A 16998-nucleotide genomic window follows, 5' to 3' on the forward strand; every position below is an offset into this window, starting at 1 on the left:
CTCTTTTTTTACACCTTTTTTTACAAAATGCAAGAAAAAAAGATACCGATTAACATGACGACGTCATGTCTATCAGTACCAAAAAGTGTAGACCCCTTTTTTAGCTTATATGGGATGATTTGGTTTCTTAAGAATGGTTATTGTCACAAAAAATGCGCATAGCTTAGTTGTGTTAGAAGCCAATGATGCGGTATATTAGCTAATTTAGTTAAACGGAAGTTAAAAATAAAAAAACTAAGAAAAACTTAAAAAATATATTGACGAACTAACTGATAGGCGGTATTATTAAATAGTTGTTTAAGAACATAACACATGCGGATGTGGCGGAACTGGCAGACGCGCTGGATTTAGGTTCCAGTGTCTTATGGCGTGGGGGTTCGAATCCCTTCATCCGCATTTTTGTCTTTAGACACGCCGACTTAGCTCAGTTGGCAGAGCACATCACTAGTAATGATGGGGTCGGAGGTTCGAATCCTCTAGTCGGCATGCCTAGTTGTTTGACAACTATGTTTATGCGAAAGTAGTTCAGTGGTAGAACATCACCTTGCCATGGTGGGGGTCGCGGGTTCGAATCCCGTCTTTCGCTTTTTATTTTGCACCTATAGCGCAATTGGATAGAGTGTCTGACTACGAATCAGAAGGTTGCAGGTTCGACTCCTGCTAGGTGCATTAAAAACTGTTTATGAAAATAGTTAACGGGAAGTAGCTCAGCTTGGTAGAGCACCTGGTTTGGGACCAGGGGGTCGCAGGTTCGAATCCTGTCTTCCCGATATGAAAATTAGTTGATGCTGTTGGATAAACCGTTAATTAATTTTATTTCCTCAATTCAGTTGAGCACGCCGACTTAGCTCAGTTGGCAGAGCACATCACTAGTAATGATGGGGTCGGAGGTTCGAATCCTCTAGTCGGCAGTAAATAAAAAGCCTGAGATTTTATCTCAGGCTTTTTATATATTGAGTTTTACGGCTACTCAAAATAAAATGATGAATATTTAAAAGACAAAAACCAGCTAATTTGATTTTAAATTAGCTGGTTTTTGTCTTAGGTTTATCAACTCGTAGTATAACTGTTTAAAAAATAATATTAATGAGTGACAGGGGTGGTGTTACTATGAGTTGCCCCTTGTATTTCAATTTCTTCAAGAGTACGACCTTTTGTTTCTGGCACACAGAAACGAATGAAGACGACTCCGAGAAAACAGATAATACCAAAAATAGCAAAGACGACTTCTTGTGGCATTGATGCTGTCATGATCGGGAATAGTAAACCAACGGCGAATGATCCAATCCAGTTAAAGGAAGAAGCTAAGCCAGAGGCACGTCCACGAATTGAGAGAGGGAAGATTTCGCCAACTAAAACCCAAGTTAATGGCGCCCAAGTGCAAGAATAAAAAGCTACATAGACACACAAGAAACCAACAATCATCATGGGATTAGCATGGGAACCGAGTAAGGGATTAATGATAGCTGGCAGAATAAATGATAGCCCCATTACAGCACCGCCAACGGTCAATAAGGTGCGTCGGTTAAATTTATCAGCGATTACTAAATGGAAATAAAGAGGCGGAATATTCCAGTGGTATTTATCAATTCACATTATGATAAATTTACATTTCCTTATTTGGAAATGGATGATAAATCAGCGGAAAATATGTTAATTGAATATTTAATTAAGCAAGGGCATGAAAAAATCCTAAATTCAAAGAATCATCCCACAGCAATTGCGATGTATAATGATGAAATGGCAATCAAGGTGATGAATATTATTCAATGTTAGATTTAAAAATTCCGGAAGATATTTCATTAGTTGGGTTTAATGATTATCAGTTTAGTCAATACACCAATCCTAGTTTGACAACGATGGTTCATATGAAAAATAAGATGGGGTTTGATGCAGCTAAGCTCTTGATGAAACAGTTAAACAATGAAACAGTAGTCTCAGTTGTGTATGCACCACGGATTGTTTATCGTGCTTCTGTAACAAACCCACCGCTAAATGATTAAAATAAGATATACTAGATAAAATAAAAAGATAGGATTTTGATTTGAAAATAAAACCATCCTAGCTTTTTAGTATCTAGCTGTAATTTATTTACTTGCACTAATAGGGGTTTATCTGACATAATGTAAGTCAGTATTGGTCAGTTAAGAAGTGAATTACCTGTGATGGAAGGAGATGATTTAGTTGATGGAAGCGCAAAATGTTTCTGATATTATAGAAAAATATTTAAAAGAGATTATCAATAAAAATGAGCATGTTGAAATTCGACGAGCTGAAATTGCTCAACAATTTAATGTTGTCCCTTCACAGATTAATTACGTAATTAAAACACGTTTTACCATTCAAAATGGTTATTTAGTCCAAAGTAAACGTGGTGGTAGTGGTTATATTCGCATTGCTAAAGTCAATTTGGTTGGTGACGATCAAATCTTAAAGATGGTGATGACAGCAATTGGTGATAGTGTTAGTGAACACGATGCTTTCGCGGTAATTCAAAGCTTGTATGCTGATGAGTTACTAACCCGTCGTGAAGCTAATTTAATTTTAGCGGCATTAGATAAGGAGACTTTACAACTTAATGATCGTAAATTAGAAAATAACTTACGAGCACGGATATTGGTAGGAGTGTTGAATCGATTGCGATTTGAAGATTAGAAGAAAGGCTAGGTGTGATTTATGGAAAATCAATACACACAGAGTGCCCATAATGTTTTGTTATATGCTCAAGAACAAGCGAAGGTTTTTAAGCACCAGGCAGTTGGCACGGAACATTTATTATTAGCGTTGGCGATTGAACATGAAGGGGTCGCTTCACGAGTTTTGGAGTATTTTAAGACAAATGCTGACACAATTAAAAAAGAAATAGAAGTCTACACTGGTTACGGTACGTTGAAATCAGTTGCAGGGGCATCTTATTTGCCATATTCACCTAAAGCAGCTGATGTAGTGCAAGGCGCGGTACGAGAAGCCAATGAATTAGGAAATGGGCAAATTGGGACGGAACACTTATTGCTAGCCTTAACACGAAATCAAAGCAATTTAGCAGCTCGTATTTTAGCTGATTTAGATATAAAAACAGTTGATGTACGTAATCGAATCTTGAATGAACTGGGGATTGAGAATGCTGATAAAAAGAATCGGTGGCGGACACAAAGTAAGACAAATGCCAAGGTAGGGAACAGCAACACACCAACGCTAGATAGTTTGGCGGAAGACTTAACCCAACAAGCTGCTAATCATGACTTAGATCCGGTTATTGGTCGTGATAAAGAGGTTACTAGAGTGATTCAAATTTTGAGTCGACGTAGTAAAAATAACCCCGTATTGATTGGGGAACCCGGTGTTGGGAAAACCGCGATTGCTGAAGGGCTTGCACAAAAGATGGTGGCAGGTGATGTTCCTGATGATTTGGCACATTACCGCTTAATGGTTTTAGATATGGGAACTGTAGTTGCTGGAACTAAGTATCGTGGTGAATTTGAAGAGCGTATCAAAAAAATTATTGATGAAGTTAAATTAGATGGCAAAGTTATTCTATTTATTGATGAATTACATACCTTAATTGGGGCTGGTGGTGCTGAAGGGGCGATTGATGCTTCTAATTTATTAAAACCAGCTTTGGCGCGCGGAACGCTTCAAATTATTGGAGCAACAACGCTTAATGAATATCAAAAGCATATCGAAACCGATGCAGCACTAGAAAGGCGTTTTGCCACAGTTAAAGTTAATGAACCGACCCTTGAGGAAGCCCAAGCTATTTTGATGGGATTAAAAGAGCGTTATGAAAAACACCATCATTTAACAATATTACCAGCAGCAATTACGACGGCAGTTAAACTCTCAGATCGTTATATAACTGACCGCTTTTTGCCAGATAAAGCGATTGACTTAATTGATGAAGCAAGTGCAAAGGTCCGAATTAATGCCGTTGATAAAGTAGCACAAGTCAAATTAAATCAACTAATTGAGCGGTTGACAGTAGTAAATAATAGTAAAGAGCAAGCGCTACAAGCGCATGACTATGAAAAAGCAGCCTATTTTCGGACACAAAGTCTGGAACTAGAAAAGACGATTGCGGAAACACAACTAGCAAACGAATTGGCAAATAAACATGCGCAAGCATTAAAGGTGACGGCTAATGATATCGCTAGTGTTGTTGCTGATTGGACTGGGGTGCCGGTCACGCAAATGCAAAAAAGTGATCAGGAACGCTTGATTAATCTTGAAAAAGAACTACACAAGCGCGTAGTTGGTCAAAAAGAAGCTGTTTCAGCCATCGCCCGCGCCTTAAGACGAGCCCATTCTGGGTTGAAGGAGCCTAATAAGCCAATTGGAACATTTATGTTTTTAGGACCTACGGGTGTTGGTAAAACGGAGCTTGCCAAGGCATTGGCCGCAAGTATGTTTGGTTCAGAAGATAATATGATTCGGATTGATATGTCTGAATATATGGAAAAGTACTCAATGAGTCGCTTAGTTGGTGCGGCACCAGGGTACGTTGGCTTTGATGAAGGGGGCCAATTAACGGAAAAAGTACGCCGTAATCCATACGCAGTAATTTTATTAGATGAAGCTGAAAAAGCGCATCCGGACATCTTTAACTTGTTATTACAAGTTTTTGATGATGGCTACTTAACAGATGCTAAAGGGCGGAAAATTGACTTTAGTAATACAATTATTATTATGACTTCAAATCTTGGGGCAACACGGTTACGAGATGAGAAAACAATGGGCTTTGGCGCACAAGCAACTAGTGCTAACTATGATGCGATGGCAGCAAAAATTAGAGAAACTTTAAAAGAACAATTCCGACCAGAATTTATTAATCGATTAGACGAAATTGTTGTCTTCCATAGTTTAGCTAAAGAAGAACTACACCAAATTGTTAAGTTGATGGCAAACTCAATAATTAAACGAATGGCGGAACAAGAAATTACAATGAAAATTACGCCAAGTGCTATTGATGTAATTGCCAAAGCTGGTTTTGAACTCGAATATGGGGCGCGACCAATACGCCGTGCATTACAAACTAAGATTGAAGATCTATTAAGTGAAGAATTGTTAAAAGGCCATATTGCAGTTAACGATGAAGTGACAATTGGTGCTTCGAAAGGGCAAATCAAATTAACGATAAAACCATTAATAGTAAATAAGTAAGGGTAGTGCTTAAATCTTTTTTGACAAAATGTCAAGAGTTCCTTGCAAAAAAGTTGTATTTTTAGTATCATAGTATATGTATAAACTACGAATAAAAATGGAAATTGCGAAATATTGTCCGCAATCTCCTGTATATTGAGACAACTGCGTTTTCGGAAAAAGACGCAAGTTGTCTTTTTTATGCCTTGAAGGCGAGGACATTTTAAAATTTAATCTAAATGTAATCTTTTCGAAGCTAAACGTAGGGCAAAAATTTGAGATGAGGTGACCAATTTTGGCATGGCATTTAATTCAAAACGGTAAACGTCGTACCCGTCGTAGTTATGCGCGAATCAAGGAAATTCTTGATTTGCCTAACTTGATTGAAATTCAAACAGATTCATATCAATGGTTCTTGGATGAAGGTTTACGGGAAATGTTTAATGATATTTTACCAATTCAAGATTTTCAAGGTAAATTATCATTGGAATTTGTTGACTATAAGTTAATGGAACCTAAATATACAGTTGAAGAAGCACGTGAGCATGATGCAAACTACTCTGCACCACTCCATGTTACTTTGCGTTTGATTAATAACGAAACTGGTGAAATTAAATCACAAGATGTATTCTTTGGTGACTTCCCATTAATGACTGATCAAGGAACTTTCATTATTAACGGGGCAGAACGGGTTATTGTTTCGCAATTGGTTCGTTCACCAGGGGTTTACTTTAATGAAGAACTAGACAAAAATGGTCGGCCTAGTTATGGAACCACAGTTATTCCTAACCGTGGAGCATGGTTGGAATTTGAAACAGATGCAAAGGATATTGCTTATGTGCGGATTGATCGAACACGTAAGATTCCATTGACTGAATTAGTTCGTGCGTTGGGTTATGCATCTGATAGTGATGTATTGGATATCTTTGGTTCATCATATGATTCATTAATGTTGACATTGGAAAAAGATGTGCACAAAGATACTTCAGATAGTCGAACTGAAGAAGCATTAAAAGATATCTATGAACGGCTACGCCCAGGTGAACCAAAAACGGCTGATTCATCACGTTCACTTTTAACTGCACGTTTCTTTGATGCTAAGCGCTATGATTTAGCACCTGTGGGTCGGTATAAAGTTAATAAAAAATTAAACTTAAAGACTCGATTGTTAGGGACTACATTAGCAGAAACATTGGCTGATCCAGAGACTGGTGAAGTTATTGCTGCTAAGGGAACGAAAATTGATAAAAGTGTTATGGCCACACTAGCTGACTACTTAGATCAACCCGACTTTAAAACAGTAACTTACTATCCAACTGAAGATGCGGTAGTTACTGAACCAATGACTGTCCAAACAATTAAGGTTGAATCACCAAATGATCCAGAAAAGGAATTATTAGTGATTGGCAATGGCCACATTGGTCCTGAAACACGCACAGTAACACCTGCAGATATCATTGCATCAATGAATTATTTCTTTAACTTACGTGAAGGTTTAGGCGCAACTGATGATATCGATCATTTAGGAAACCGACGGATTCGTTCAGTTGGGGAATTATTGCAAAATCAATTTAGAATTGGATTATCACGGATGGAACGAGTTGTTCGTGAAAGAATGTCAATTCAAGATGCAGATACAGTAACACCACAACAATTAATTAATATTCGACCAGTGGTAGCTTCAATTAAGGAATTCTTTGGTTCATCACAATTATCACAATTCATGGATCAAACGAACCCACTTGGAGAATTATCCCACAAACGGCGCTTATCAGCTTTAGGGCCTGGTGGGTTGACCCGTGATCGGGCCGGATATGAAGTGCGAGACGTGCACTATACACACTATGGCCGGATGTGCCCAATTGAAACGCCTGAAGGTCCCAATATTGGTTTGATTAACTCATTATCATCATATGCGAAGGTAAACCGTTATGGCTTCGTCGAAACACCATATCGCCGTGTTTCATGGGAAACACACAAGGTAACCGAAAAGATTGATTACTTAACTGCTGATGAAGAAGATAATTTTGTTATTGCACAAGCTAACACTCCATTGAACGATGATGGTTCATTTGTCAATGATGAAGTTATGGCTCGTTCAGCTGATGATAATATTGAAACTTCAGTTGATAACATTGATTACATGGACGTTTCGCCTAAACAAGTAGTTGCGGTTGCCACTGCTAACATTCCTTTCTTGGAAAACGATGATTCTAACCGAGCCTTGATGGGTGCCAATATGCAACGGCAAGCAGTGCCATTGCTAAACCCTCATGCACCACTTGTTGGAACCGGGATTGAATATAAGGCTGCCCATGACTCAGGGGTTGCATTATTAGCAAAACATTCTGGTGAGATTGAATATGTTGATGGTCGTGAAATCCGAATTCGCCGTGAGGATGGTTCATTAGATAAGTACAAATTAATGAAATTCCGTCGTTCAAATTCAGGTAAAAACTATAATCAACGGCCAATTGTTAAAGTTGGTGAACATATTGAGGCTGATGAAGTGCTTGCGGATGGTCCATCAATGGAAATGGGTGAATTAGCGCTTGGGCAAAACCCATTGATTGCCTTCATGACTTGGAAGGGTTATAACTTTGAAGATGCGATTATCTTAAATGAACGTTTAATTCGTGAAGATGTCTACACATCAATTCATATCGAAGAGTTTGAATCAGAAGCCCGGGATACTAAATTGGGACCTGAAGAAATGACTCGTGAGATTCCTAACGTTGGTGAAGATCAATTAAAAGACCTTGATGCCATGGGAATTATTCGAATTGGTGCTGAGGTTGAAGATGGCGATATCTTGGTTGGTAAGGTAACACCTAAGGGAGTTACTGAATTATCAGCTGAAGAACGTCTTTTACATGCTATCTTTGGTGAAAAAGCCCGTGAAGTACGTGATACTTCTCTACGGGTACCACATGGTGGTGGCGGTGTTGTGCAAGATGTTAAGATCTTTACTCGTGAAAACGGTGATGAATTGGCACCTGGTGTCAACATGATGGTACGAGTTTATATTGCCCAAAAACGGAAAATCCAAGTTGGTGATAAGATGGCGGGACGTCACGGAAACAAGGGGACTGTTTCAATTGTAGTGCCTTCCGAAGATATGCCTTATATGCCAGATGGGACACCAATTGATATTATGCTTTCACCAATGGGTGTGCCTTCACGGATGAACATTGGTCAAGTATTGGAATTACACTTAGGAATGGCAGCGCGGACGCTTGGTATTCATATGGCATCACCTGTATTTGATGGTGCGTCAGATAAGGATATCTGGGATGCTGTGCGTGAAGCTGGTCTACCTGCTGATGGTAAAACAGTACTATATGATGGTCGAACTGGTGAAGCCTTTGATAACCGAATTGCCGTTGGAACAATGCACTACATGAAGTTGGCCCACATGGTTGATGATAAGATTCACGCTCGTTCAATCGGACCTTACTCATTAGTTACCCAACAACCACTTGGTGGTAAAGCTCAATTTGGTGGTCAAAGATTTGGGGAAATGGAAGTATGGGCACTTGAAGCATATGGAGCTGCTTATACATTACAAGAGATCTTAACGTATAAATCAGATGACGTTGTTGGTCGGGTTAAGACTTATGAAGCCATCGTTAAGGGTGAACCAATTCCAAAACCAGGTGTTCCTGAATCATTCCGTGTGCTTGTTAAAGAATTACAAGCATTAGGACTTGATATGAAGGTGCTGGATAGTAGCAAACAAGAAATTGAATTACGTGATATGGATGAAGATGACGATGATGTGGTAAACGTTGATGCCTTAGCTAAATACGCTGCTGAACATCCAACTGGAACAGAGACGCCATCGGAACCAACTGCAACTGTTGAACAAGAATAATGAAAGGTGGTCAATCCTTTGATTGATGTTAATAAGTTTGAAAGCATGCAAATCGGGTTGGCATCGCCAGATAAGATTCGTAGCTGGTCTTATGGTGAAGTCAAAAAACCGGAAACAATCAATTATCGAACATTAAAACCTGAAAAAGATGGACTTTTTGATGAACGAATTTTTGGACCTACTAAGGATTGGGAATGTGCTTGTGGTAAGTACAAGCGGATTCGTTATAAGGGGATTGTTTGTGACCGTTGTGGTGTTGAAGTAACTCGTGCCAAGGTACGACGTGAGCGGATGGGACATATTGAATTAGCAGCCCCAGTAACCCATATTTGGTATTTCAAAGGGATTCCTTCACGGATGGGCTTAGTACTTGACATGAGTCCACGCTCGTTAGAAGAAGTTATCTACTTTGCATCATATGTTGTTACTGAAGCTGGTAATACACCACTTGAAAAGAAACAATTATTATCAGAACGGGAATACCGTGAACTCAAAGCTGAATATGGTAATGAATTTAGCGCTGCAATGGGTGCTGAAGCAGTCCAAACATTACTAGCTGATGTTGATTTAGCAAAAGAAGCAGAACAATTAAAAGCTGAGTTGCGCGAAGCGTCAGGTCAAAAACGGACACGAGCAGTCCGGCGACTAGACATTATTGAAGCATTCTTAAAATCAGGTAATTCACCCGAATGGATGGTAATGGATGTCATTCCGGTTATTCCACCTGATTTACGACCAATGGTCCAACTTGAAGGTGGCCGTTTCGCAACATCTGATTTAAATGATTTATACCGTCGGGTAATTAATCGTAATAATCGTTTGAAACGATTATTAGATTTACATGCTCCAGGGATTATTGTTCAAAATGAAAAGCGGATGTTACAAGAAGCGGTTGATGCATTGATTGATAATGGTCGTCGCGGTCGTCCGGTCGCTGGCCCTGGTAACCGGCCACTTAAGTCACTTTCACATATGTTGAAAGGTAAGCAAGGACGGTTCCGACAAAACTTGCTTGGTAAGCGGGTTGATTACTCTGGTCGTTCAGTTATTGATGTTGGTCCTTTCTTAAAAATGAATCAAATGGGTTTACCACGCCAAATGGCCTTGGAATTATTTAAACCATTTATCATGAAAGAATTAGTGGCGCGACAATTGGCATCAAATATTAAGAATGCTAAGCGTAAAATTGATCGTCGTGATGATGATGTAATGGATGTGTTAGAAGATGTTATTAAAGAACATCCAGTGCTCTTAAACCGGGCACCTACTTTGCACCGATTGGGAATTCAAGCTTTTGAACCTGTCTTGGTTTCAGGTAAGGCAATGCGGTTGCACCCACTAGTTACGGAAGCATATAATGCCGATTTTGATGGTGACCAAATGGCCATCCACGTACCATTGTCAGATGAAGCGCAAGCTGAAGCACGGATTTTGATGTTGGCAGCTGGTCACATTTTGGCGCCTAAAGATGGTAAGCCAATCGTGGCCCCTTCACAAGATATGGTTATTGGTAACTATTACTTAACGACTGAAGAAGCTGGTCGTGAGGGTGAAGGAATGATCTTTAAAGATCTGAACGAAGCTCAAATTGCTTATCAGAACAAATATGTTCATTGGCATTCACGAATTGGTGTACAGACAGCAAGTTTTGATGCTGCTAAACCATTTACAGCTGAACAACGAGAAAAAGTCTTGGTGACAACTGTTGGTAAATTAATCTTTAACAGCATTTTACCAAAAGATTTCTTCTACTTAAATGAACCAACTGAAACGGCGTTAACCCAAGGTGTTGCTAGTGAGTTCTTTATTGAACCAGGAACTGATTTGAGAGAATATCTTAAAAATCAACCAGTCGTTGCGCCATTTAAAAAAGGCTTCTTATCAGATGTTATTGCCGAAGTTTATAAGCGCTATAAAGTAACGGAAACATCATTACTACTTGACCGGATGAAGGATCTTGGATATGAAAAATCAACGATTTCTGGTTTAACAGTGGGAGCTGCTGATGTTACGGAGCTTAAGGAAAAAGGTGATATCGTCGATGAAGCGCACCAACAAGTAGCGGTGGTTACTAAGCAGTTCCGTCGAGGCTTAATTACTGATGATGAACGTTATGAACGGGTTATTGCAATTTGGAACACTGCTAAAGATAAGATTCAACAAAAACTGATTGAAGGCTTTGACTCTAATAATCCAATCTTTATGATGTCAGACTCAGGAGCTCGTGGGAATATTTCTAACTTTACGCAACTTGCCGGAATGCGTGGTTTGATGGCGGCACCTAATGGTCGAATTATGGAATTACCAATTATTGCCAACTTCCGTGAAGGCCTTTCTGTGTTGGAAATGTTTATTTCTACACACGGAGCTCGTAAAGGGATGACTGATACAGCCCTAAAAACGGCCGATTCAGGTTACCTAACACGTCGGTTAGTTGATGTGGCACAAGATGTTATCATTCGTGAAGTTGACTGTGGAACCGATCGTGGCCTTGATGTGACGGTGATTCGTGAAGGTAATGAAATTATTGAGTCATTATATGATCGTATTTTAGGTCGTTATGCTATGAAGTCTATTAAGCATCCGGAAACTGGTGTAGTGATTGTGCGGGCAAACGATATGATTAAAGAAGATGCTGCTAAAGCGATTGTTGAAGCGGGTATCGAATTAGTTACGATTCGTTCAGCATTTACTTGTAACACTAAACACGGGGTCTGCGAACGTTGTTATGGTCGGAATATGGCGACAGGTGATGAAGTTGAAGTTGGTGAAGCAGTTGGGACTGTTGCTGCACAATCAATTGGTGAACCTGGTACACAATTGACAATGCGTAACTTCCATACCGGTGGGGTTGCCGGGGATGATATTACGCAAGGGCTACCTCGTGTGCAAGAAATCTTTGAATCACGTAACCCTAAAGGACGTGCTGAAATTACTGAAGTGACTGGAATAATCGAGTCAATTGAAGAAAATCCAGCTGAACGGACGAAGGAAGTTACAATTCAGGGTAAAACTGATACACGGACATATACGTTACCATTGGCTGCGCGTATGCGCGTTGCTGAGGGAGATCATATCCACCGTGGTGATGCCTTGAATGAAGGGTCAGTTGATCCTAAACACTTGATTCAAGTACGAGATGTTCTTTCTACTGAAAACTATATTCTCCGTGAAATTCAGAAAGTTTACCGTCTACAAGGGGTTGAAATTTCAGATAAACACGTGGAAGTTATGGCCCGACAAATGCTTCGTAAAGTACGGATTATGGATCCAGGTGATACTGATTTATTACCAGGAACGTTAATGGATATTAGTGACTTTAAAGAAGCAGTTGGATCAACGGTTGTTAGTGGTGGCATTCCAGCGACTGCACGTCCAGTGTTACTTGGAATTACTAAAGCCTCATTGGAAACAAATAGTTTCTTATCTGCTGCTTCATTCCAAGAAACGACACGGGTATTGACCGATGCTGCTATTCGCGGTAAAAACGATCCATTGATTGGTCTTAAAGAAAATGTTATTATCGGTAAGATTATTCCTGCTGGTACTGGTATGCAACAATACCGTGACATTCAATCAAAGACTGTGGCTGCTCCGGTGGCTACTGCTGAAGGTGTTTATTCAATTGCTGATATTGAAAAACAAATGGAAGCAGAATCAAATTAAGACTATTAATATGAGAAAATAAGCTAGAATAAACTAACTGTGGTTAAGTTGGTCTATTCCAGCTTATTTTTATTGTGGATTAATTACTTGCGGCAATATATTAACTAACCAATAGCCCAAGGTTAAAAAGGGGATTAAAGGAATAACTTTAAGTTTAAAAAAGAAGAGAACTAAAATCGCGCAGCAACTGGCAATCATTAGACAAAGACTAAAATCTTTGAGGGATAGGCTAAACCACAATGTTAAAATAATTGGGAAATCACCACTGCCTAACCACTGTTGTTTGATAAAAAGGAATAATAAACTACTTAAACAAAAGGTGCTTAGGCTCCAAAAAAGCCAAGCAGTTTGCGGATGGTAATTTAGTTGCAGTAAACTAATTAAGCAGGTTAACCAAGCCAACCAAATATTAATCGTTTGGGTTAAATAATCTTGGACGCTCAAAAAAATAAAAGAAAATAACAACCAAAGTAACATCATTTGGTGAGCAAATAACATTAAGGAAAGACCACCAAATATTTCAACAAGAATTAGATGTTTAGGAATTTTAGTTTGACAATATGAACAAAGTCCGTTTTGCAAACAATAACTAATAATAGGAATGAGGTTATACCAAGCTAGTTGATGGTGACATGTGGCGCAATGCGATCGTGTAAAGAGATTTTCATTAATTAGTAATCGTTCCGCTAAACAACTACAAAAAGAAGCGATACAACTACCAATGATAAAATTAAGCATGTTTAAAGAACTCCTTAAATTAATTTAGAAATATAATACGGCTAAAATAGGTGAGAAAACTATTAACTAAGTAAAGGATAATTATGTCTCAATGTTGGATTAAAAGGAGTTGACTAAAATATAGATTCATGATATATTTATCAATGTGCTTTTTTACAGGACAGTTTTGCTGTGGTTATTTTATAACTATAGGCGTGCTGACTGCCGTTAAGGAGGCCATCAGCGAACATGCAACCGAATGTTCATTTTTTTATCATTAAAAATGACACTCCTGGATGTGTGGACTTAAAATAAATTAAAAAAACAATAAATCGAAAGGAATGTTAATTTAGATGCCTACAATTAATCAATTGGTTCGTTCAGGTCGTAAGAGCCGGACAACTAAATCTAAATCACCTGCCTTGAACTTTGGTTACAATAGCCAAAAGAAAGTTCAAACTAACACACCTGCTCCACAAAAACGTGGGGTTGCTACCCGTGTGGGTACAATGACTCCTAAGAAGCCTAACTCAGCTTTACGTAAGTATGCTCGTGTTCGTCTTTCAAACTTGTTTGAAGTTACTGCCTACATTCCTGGTGAAGGTCACAACTTACAAGAACACTCAGTTGTATTGATCCGTGGTGGTCGTGTAAAAGATTTACCAGGGGTTCGTTACCACATCATCCGTGGTGCTTTAGATACTGCTGGTGTTGACAACCGTCGTCAAGGCCGTTCTAAATACGGTACTAAGAAACCTAAAAAGTAAGAAGGAGGGTAACGAATAATGCCACGTAAAGGTTATACAAAACGGGCCGAAGTATTGCCCGATCCAATTTATAATTCAAAACTTGTTTCTCGCTTAATCAACCGTCTTATGTTAGATGGTAAGCGTGGAACTGCTTCAACAATTTTATACTCAGCTTTTGATCGTATTAAAGCTACTACTGGTAATGATCCATTGGAAGTTTTCGAAGAAGCTATGAACAACATCATGCCTGTCCTTGAAGTTAAGGCTCGTCGGGTTGGTGGTTCTAACTACCAAGTTCCTATCGAAGTACGTCCAGATCGTCGGACTACTCTTGGTCTTCGTTGGTTAGTAAGCTACGCTCGTTTACGTGGGGAACACACAATGGACGAACGGCTTGCCAAGGAAATTATGGATGCCGCAAATAACACCGGTGCAGCTGTTAAGAAACGTGAAGATACTCACAAAATGGCTGAAGCTAACCGTGCCTTTGCACACTACCGTTGGTAACATTTTAAAAATTGACTATCTATTTTCGATAGTCAATTTTGTCATATATATCTAAAGAATTTTTAGAGGAGAAATACAATCATGGCTAAGAAGCGTGAATATCCGCTCGAAAATACACGTAACATCGGTATCATGGCGCACATTGATGCTGGTAAAACAACAACTACTGAACGTGTTTTATACTACACAGGTAAGATTCACAAAATCGGTGAAACTCATGATGGAGCTTCACAAATGGATTTCATGGATCAAGAAAAAGAACGTGGAATTACTATCCAATCAGCCGCTACAACTGCTGTTTGGCATGGTTTCCATGATCAATTTAGCAAGAACCCATACCGTGTTAACATCATTGATACACCAGGACACGTGGACTTTACGATTGAAGTTGAACGTTCATTGCGTGTGCTTGATGGAGCTGTTGCCGTTTTAGATGGGGCTGCTGGGGTTGAACCACAAACTGAAACAGTTTGGCGTCAAGCTACAACATATAACGTTCCACGGGTTGTTTTTGTTAACAAGATGGATAAATTGGGTGCTGACTTCCAAATGTCAGTTGATTCTTTAGCTGATCGTCTTCAAGCAAATGCTAAGGCTGTTCAATGGCCAATTGGTGCTGAAGATGATTTTGAAGCGATTATTGACTTACTTGAAATGAAAGCAGAATATCCAGTTGATGAACTTGGTGAAAAATGGGAAATGCGTGAAATTCCTGCTGACTACCAAGAATTAGCAGAAGAAAAACATGCTGAATTAATTGAAGCAATTGCTGATGTTAATGAAGGTATCATGGAAAAATACCTTGAAGGTGAAGAAATTTCAATTGCTGATTTAAAAGCTGCGATTCGGCAAGCTACTTTGAACTTAGAATTCTACCCAGTCCTTGCAGGTTCAGCCTACAAAGATAAGGGTGTTCAAATGATGCTTGATGCGGTTGTTGACTACTTACCATCACCACTTGATGTTAAACCATATGTTTCAACTGATCCTGATACTGAAGAAGAAGTTGACTTGATTGCCGATGACACTAAGCCATTTGCTGCGTTAGCATTTAAGGTTATGACTGATCCATTCGTTGGTCGTTTAACATTTATCCGTGTATATACTGGTACATTAGAATCAGGTTCATACGTATTGAACACTACTAAGGGTAAACGTGAACGTGTTGGTCGTTTGCTTCAAATGCATGCTACTAACCGGACTGAAATTGATGAAGTATTCTCAGGTGATATCGCAGCCGCTATCGGTTTGAAAGATACTACTACTGGTGATTCATTAACTGCGGTTGATCGCCCATTAATTCTTGAATCAATGGAATTCCCAGAACCAGTTATCCAATTAGCAATCGAACCTAAGACTAAGGCTGACCAAGATAAGATGAGTAATGCGCTTCAAAAGTTAGCTGAAGAAGATCCATCATTCCGTGCTGAAACGAACCAAGAAACTGGTGACACTTTGATTTCAGGAATGGGTGAATTACACTTAGATATCATTGTTGACCGGATGCGTCGTGAATTTAATGTTGAAGCAACTGTTGGTGCGCCTCAAGTTGCTTATCGTGAAGCATTTACTAAGACTGTGCAATCACGTGGATTCTTCAAGCGTCAATCTGGTGGTAAAGGTCAATATGGTGATGTTTGGATTGAATTTACTCCTAATGAAGAAGGAGCAGGTTTCGAATTTGAAGATGCTATCGTTGGTGGGGTTGTGCCTCGTGAATACATCGGTTCTGTTGAACAAGGTTTGAAAGAATCAATGAATGCTGGACCATTAGCTGGTTATCCATTAGTTGATTTGAAGGCTAAGTTATACGATGGATCATATCACGATGTCGATTCATCTGAAGCTGCCTTTAAGATTGCCGCTTCACTTTCATTACGTAACGCAGCTAAAGAAGCTGGTGCCGTAATTCTTGAACCAATTATGCAAGTTGATATCGTTGTACCAGAAGATAACTTAGGTGATGTTATGGGACACGTTTCAGCTCGTCGTGGATTAGTTGAAGGGCAAGAAACTCGTGGTAACGTAATGATGTTACACGCGAAGGTTCCATTGTCAGAAATGTTTGGTTACGCTACAACACTTCGTTCAGCAACGCAAGGTCGTGGTACGTTCCAAATGAAATTTGATCACTATGAATCAGTTCCTAAGAACGTTCAAGAAGAAATTATTAAAAAGAGCGGTAAGAATGCTTAAGCAAAACTGTTAAAACAGCAGTTTAAGCTAGTTATTGTTTAGTGATTTTAATAATTAAATAGGCTCTTTGTCAAATGGTACTGATAGACTAAATAATTAAATTAATTTATTAAGCAACTAATTCATAATTTGGATTAGTTGTTTTTTTGTAAT

At 39.1% G+C, this 16998-nt stretch carries 10 protein-coding genes, 6 tRNA genes and 1 pseudogene; 15 read left to right on the forward strand and 2 right to left on the reverse strand.

The window, feature by feature from the left end:
• The first annotated feature begins 314 nt into the window (after positions 1–314).
• From JOC59_RS08190 to JOC59_RS08215, 6 genes are all read left to right on the forward strand, one after another.
• Positions 315–396, forward strand: a tRNA-Leu gene (locus JOC59_RS08190).
• Positions 397–413: 17 nt separating this feature from the next.
• Positions 414–486: transfer RNA gene (locus JOC59_RS08195), tRNA-Thr, on the forward strand.
• Positions 487–514: 28 nt separating this feature from the next.
• Positions 515–586 (forward strand) — tRNA-Gly (locus JOC59_RS08200).
• A gap of 9 nt (positions 587–595) precedes the next feature.
• Positions 596–669, forward strand: a tRNA-Arg gene (locus JOC59_RS08205).
• A gap of 27 nt (positions 670–696) precedes the next feature.
• Positions 697–770 (forward strand) — tRNA-Pro (locus JOC59_RS08210).
• A 68-nt stretch (positions 771–838) separates the two neighbouring features.
• Positions 839–911: transfer RNA gene (locus JOC59_RS08215), tRNA-Thr, on the forward strand.
• A 172-nt stretch (positions 912–1083) separates the two neighbouring features.
• Here JOC59_RS08215 and JOC59_RS08220 read toward each other — a convergent pair.
• Positions 1084–1548, reverse strand: a pseudogene (locus JOC59_RS08220) (MFS transporter); the annotation flags it as partial.
• A gap of 27 nt (positions 1549–1575) precedes the next feature.
• On the opposite strand from JOC59_RS08220, the gene JOC59_RS08225 reads away from it, so the two are divergent.
• The 6 genes from JOC59_RS08225 (at position 1576) to rpoC (ending at position 12676) form a co-directional block, all read left to right on the forward strand.
• On the forward strand, positions 1576–1776 hold the full coding sequence (locus tag JOC59_RS08225) for a type 1 periplasmic-binding domain-containing protein (RefSeq protein WP_205144290.1): 201 nt from the start codon (positions 1576–1578) through the stop codon (positions 1774–1776).
• On the forward strand, positions 1770–2003 hold the full coding sequence (locus JOC59_RS08230) for a substrate-binding domain-containing protein (RefSeq protein WP_205144291.1): 234 nt from the start codon (positions 1770–1772) through the stop codon (positions 2001–2003). The genes JOC59_RS08225 and JOC59_RS08230 overlap by 7 nt, the downstream gene beginning before the upstream one ends.
• A 184-nt stretch (positions 2004–2187) precedes the next feature.
• Positions 2188–2655, forward strand: coding sequence for a CtsR family transcriptional regulator (locus JOC59_RS08235; RefSeq protein WP_205144299.1), 468 nt, complete (start codon positions 2188–2190; stop codon positions 2653–2655).
• Between the two features lie 21 nt (positions 2656–2676).
• Positions 2677–5157: an ATP-dependent Clp protease ATP-binding subunit gene (locus JOC59_RS08240; RefSeq protein ID WP_205144292.1), complete on the forward strand. Its 2481-nt coding sequence runs from the start codon at positions 2677–2679 to the stop codon at positions 5155–5157.
• Positions 5158–5431: 274 nt separating this feature from the next.
• On the forward strand, positions 5432–9010 hold the full coding sequence (gene rpoB, locus JOC59_RS08245; RefSeq protein WP_205144293.1) for a DNA-directed RNA polymerase subunit beta: 3579 nt from the start codon (positions 5432–5434) through the stop codon (positions 9008–9010).
• Positions 9011–9028: 18 nt separating this feature from the next.
• Positions 9029–12676, forward strand: coding sequence for a DNA-directed RNA polymerase subunit beta' (gene rpoC / locus JOC59_RS08250; protein WP_205144294.1), 3648 nt, complete (start codon positions 9029–9031; stop codon positions 12674–12676).
• A 69-nt stretch (positions 12677–12745) separates the two neighbouring features.
• On the opposite strand, the gene JOC59_RS09440 is transcribed toward rpoC, so the two are convergent.
• Complete coding sequence (locus tag JOC59_RS09440) at positions 12746–13414, reverse strand: prepilin peptidase (RefSeq protein WP_205144295.1); 669 nt, start codon at positions 13412–13414, stop codon at positions 12746–12748.
• A 332-nt stretch (positions 13415–13746) separates the two neighbouring features.
• On the opposite strand from JOC59_RS09440, the gene rpsL reads away from it, so the two are divergent.
• The 3 genes from rpsL (at position 13747) to fusA (ending at position 16845) form a co-directional block, all read left to right on the forward strand.
• The gene (gene rpsL / locus JOC59_RS08260; protein ID WP_205144296.1) at positions 13747–14160 is read left to right on the forward strand and encodes a 30S ribosomal protein S12; all 414 of its coding nucleotides are present in this window, start codon (positions 13747–13749) and stop codon (positions 14158–14160) included.
• 18 nt (positions 14161–14178) lie between these two features.
• Positions 14179–14649: a 30S ribosomal protein S7 gene (gene rpsG, locus JOC59_RS08265; protein ID WP_205144297.1), complete on the forward strand. Its 471-nt coding sequence runs from the start codon at positions 14179–14181 to the stop codon at positions 14647–14649.
• An 81-nt stretch (positions 14650–14730) separates the two neighbouring features.
• Positions 14731–16845, forward strand: a complete 2115-nt coding sequence (gene fusA / locus JOC59_RS08270; protein ID WP_205144298.1) for an elongation factor G — start codon at positions 14731–14733, stop codon at positions 16843–16845.
• Positions 16846–16998 lie beyond the last annotated feature (153 nt).

The sequence above is a fragment of the Periweissella beninensis genome, assembly GCF_016908275.1.
Taxonomy (GTDB): domain Bacteria; phylum Bacillota; class Bacilli; order Lactobacillales; family Lactobacillaceae; genus Periweissella; species Periweissella beninensis.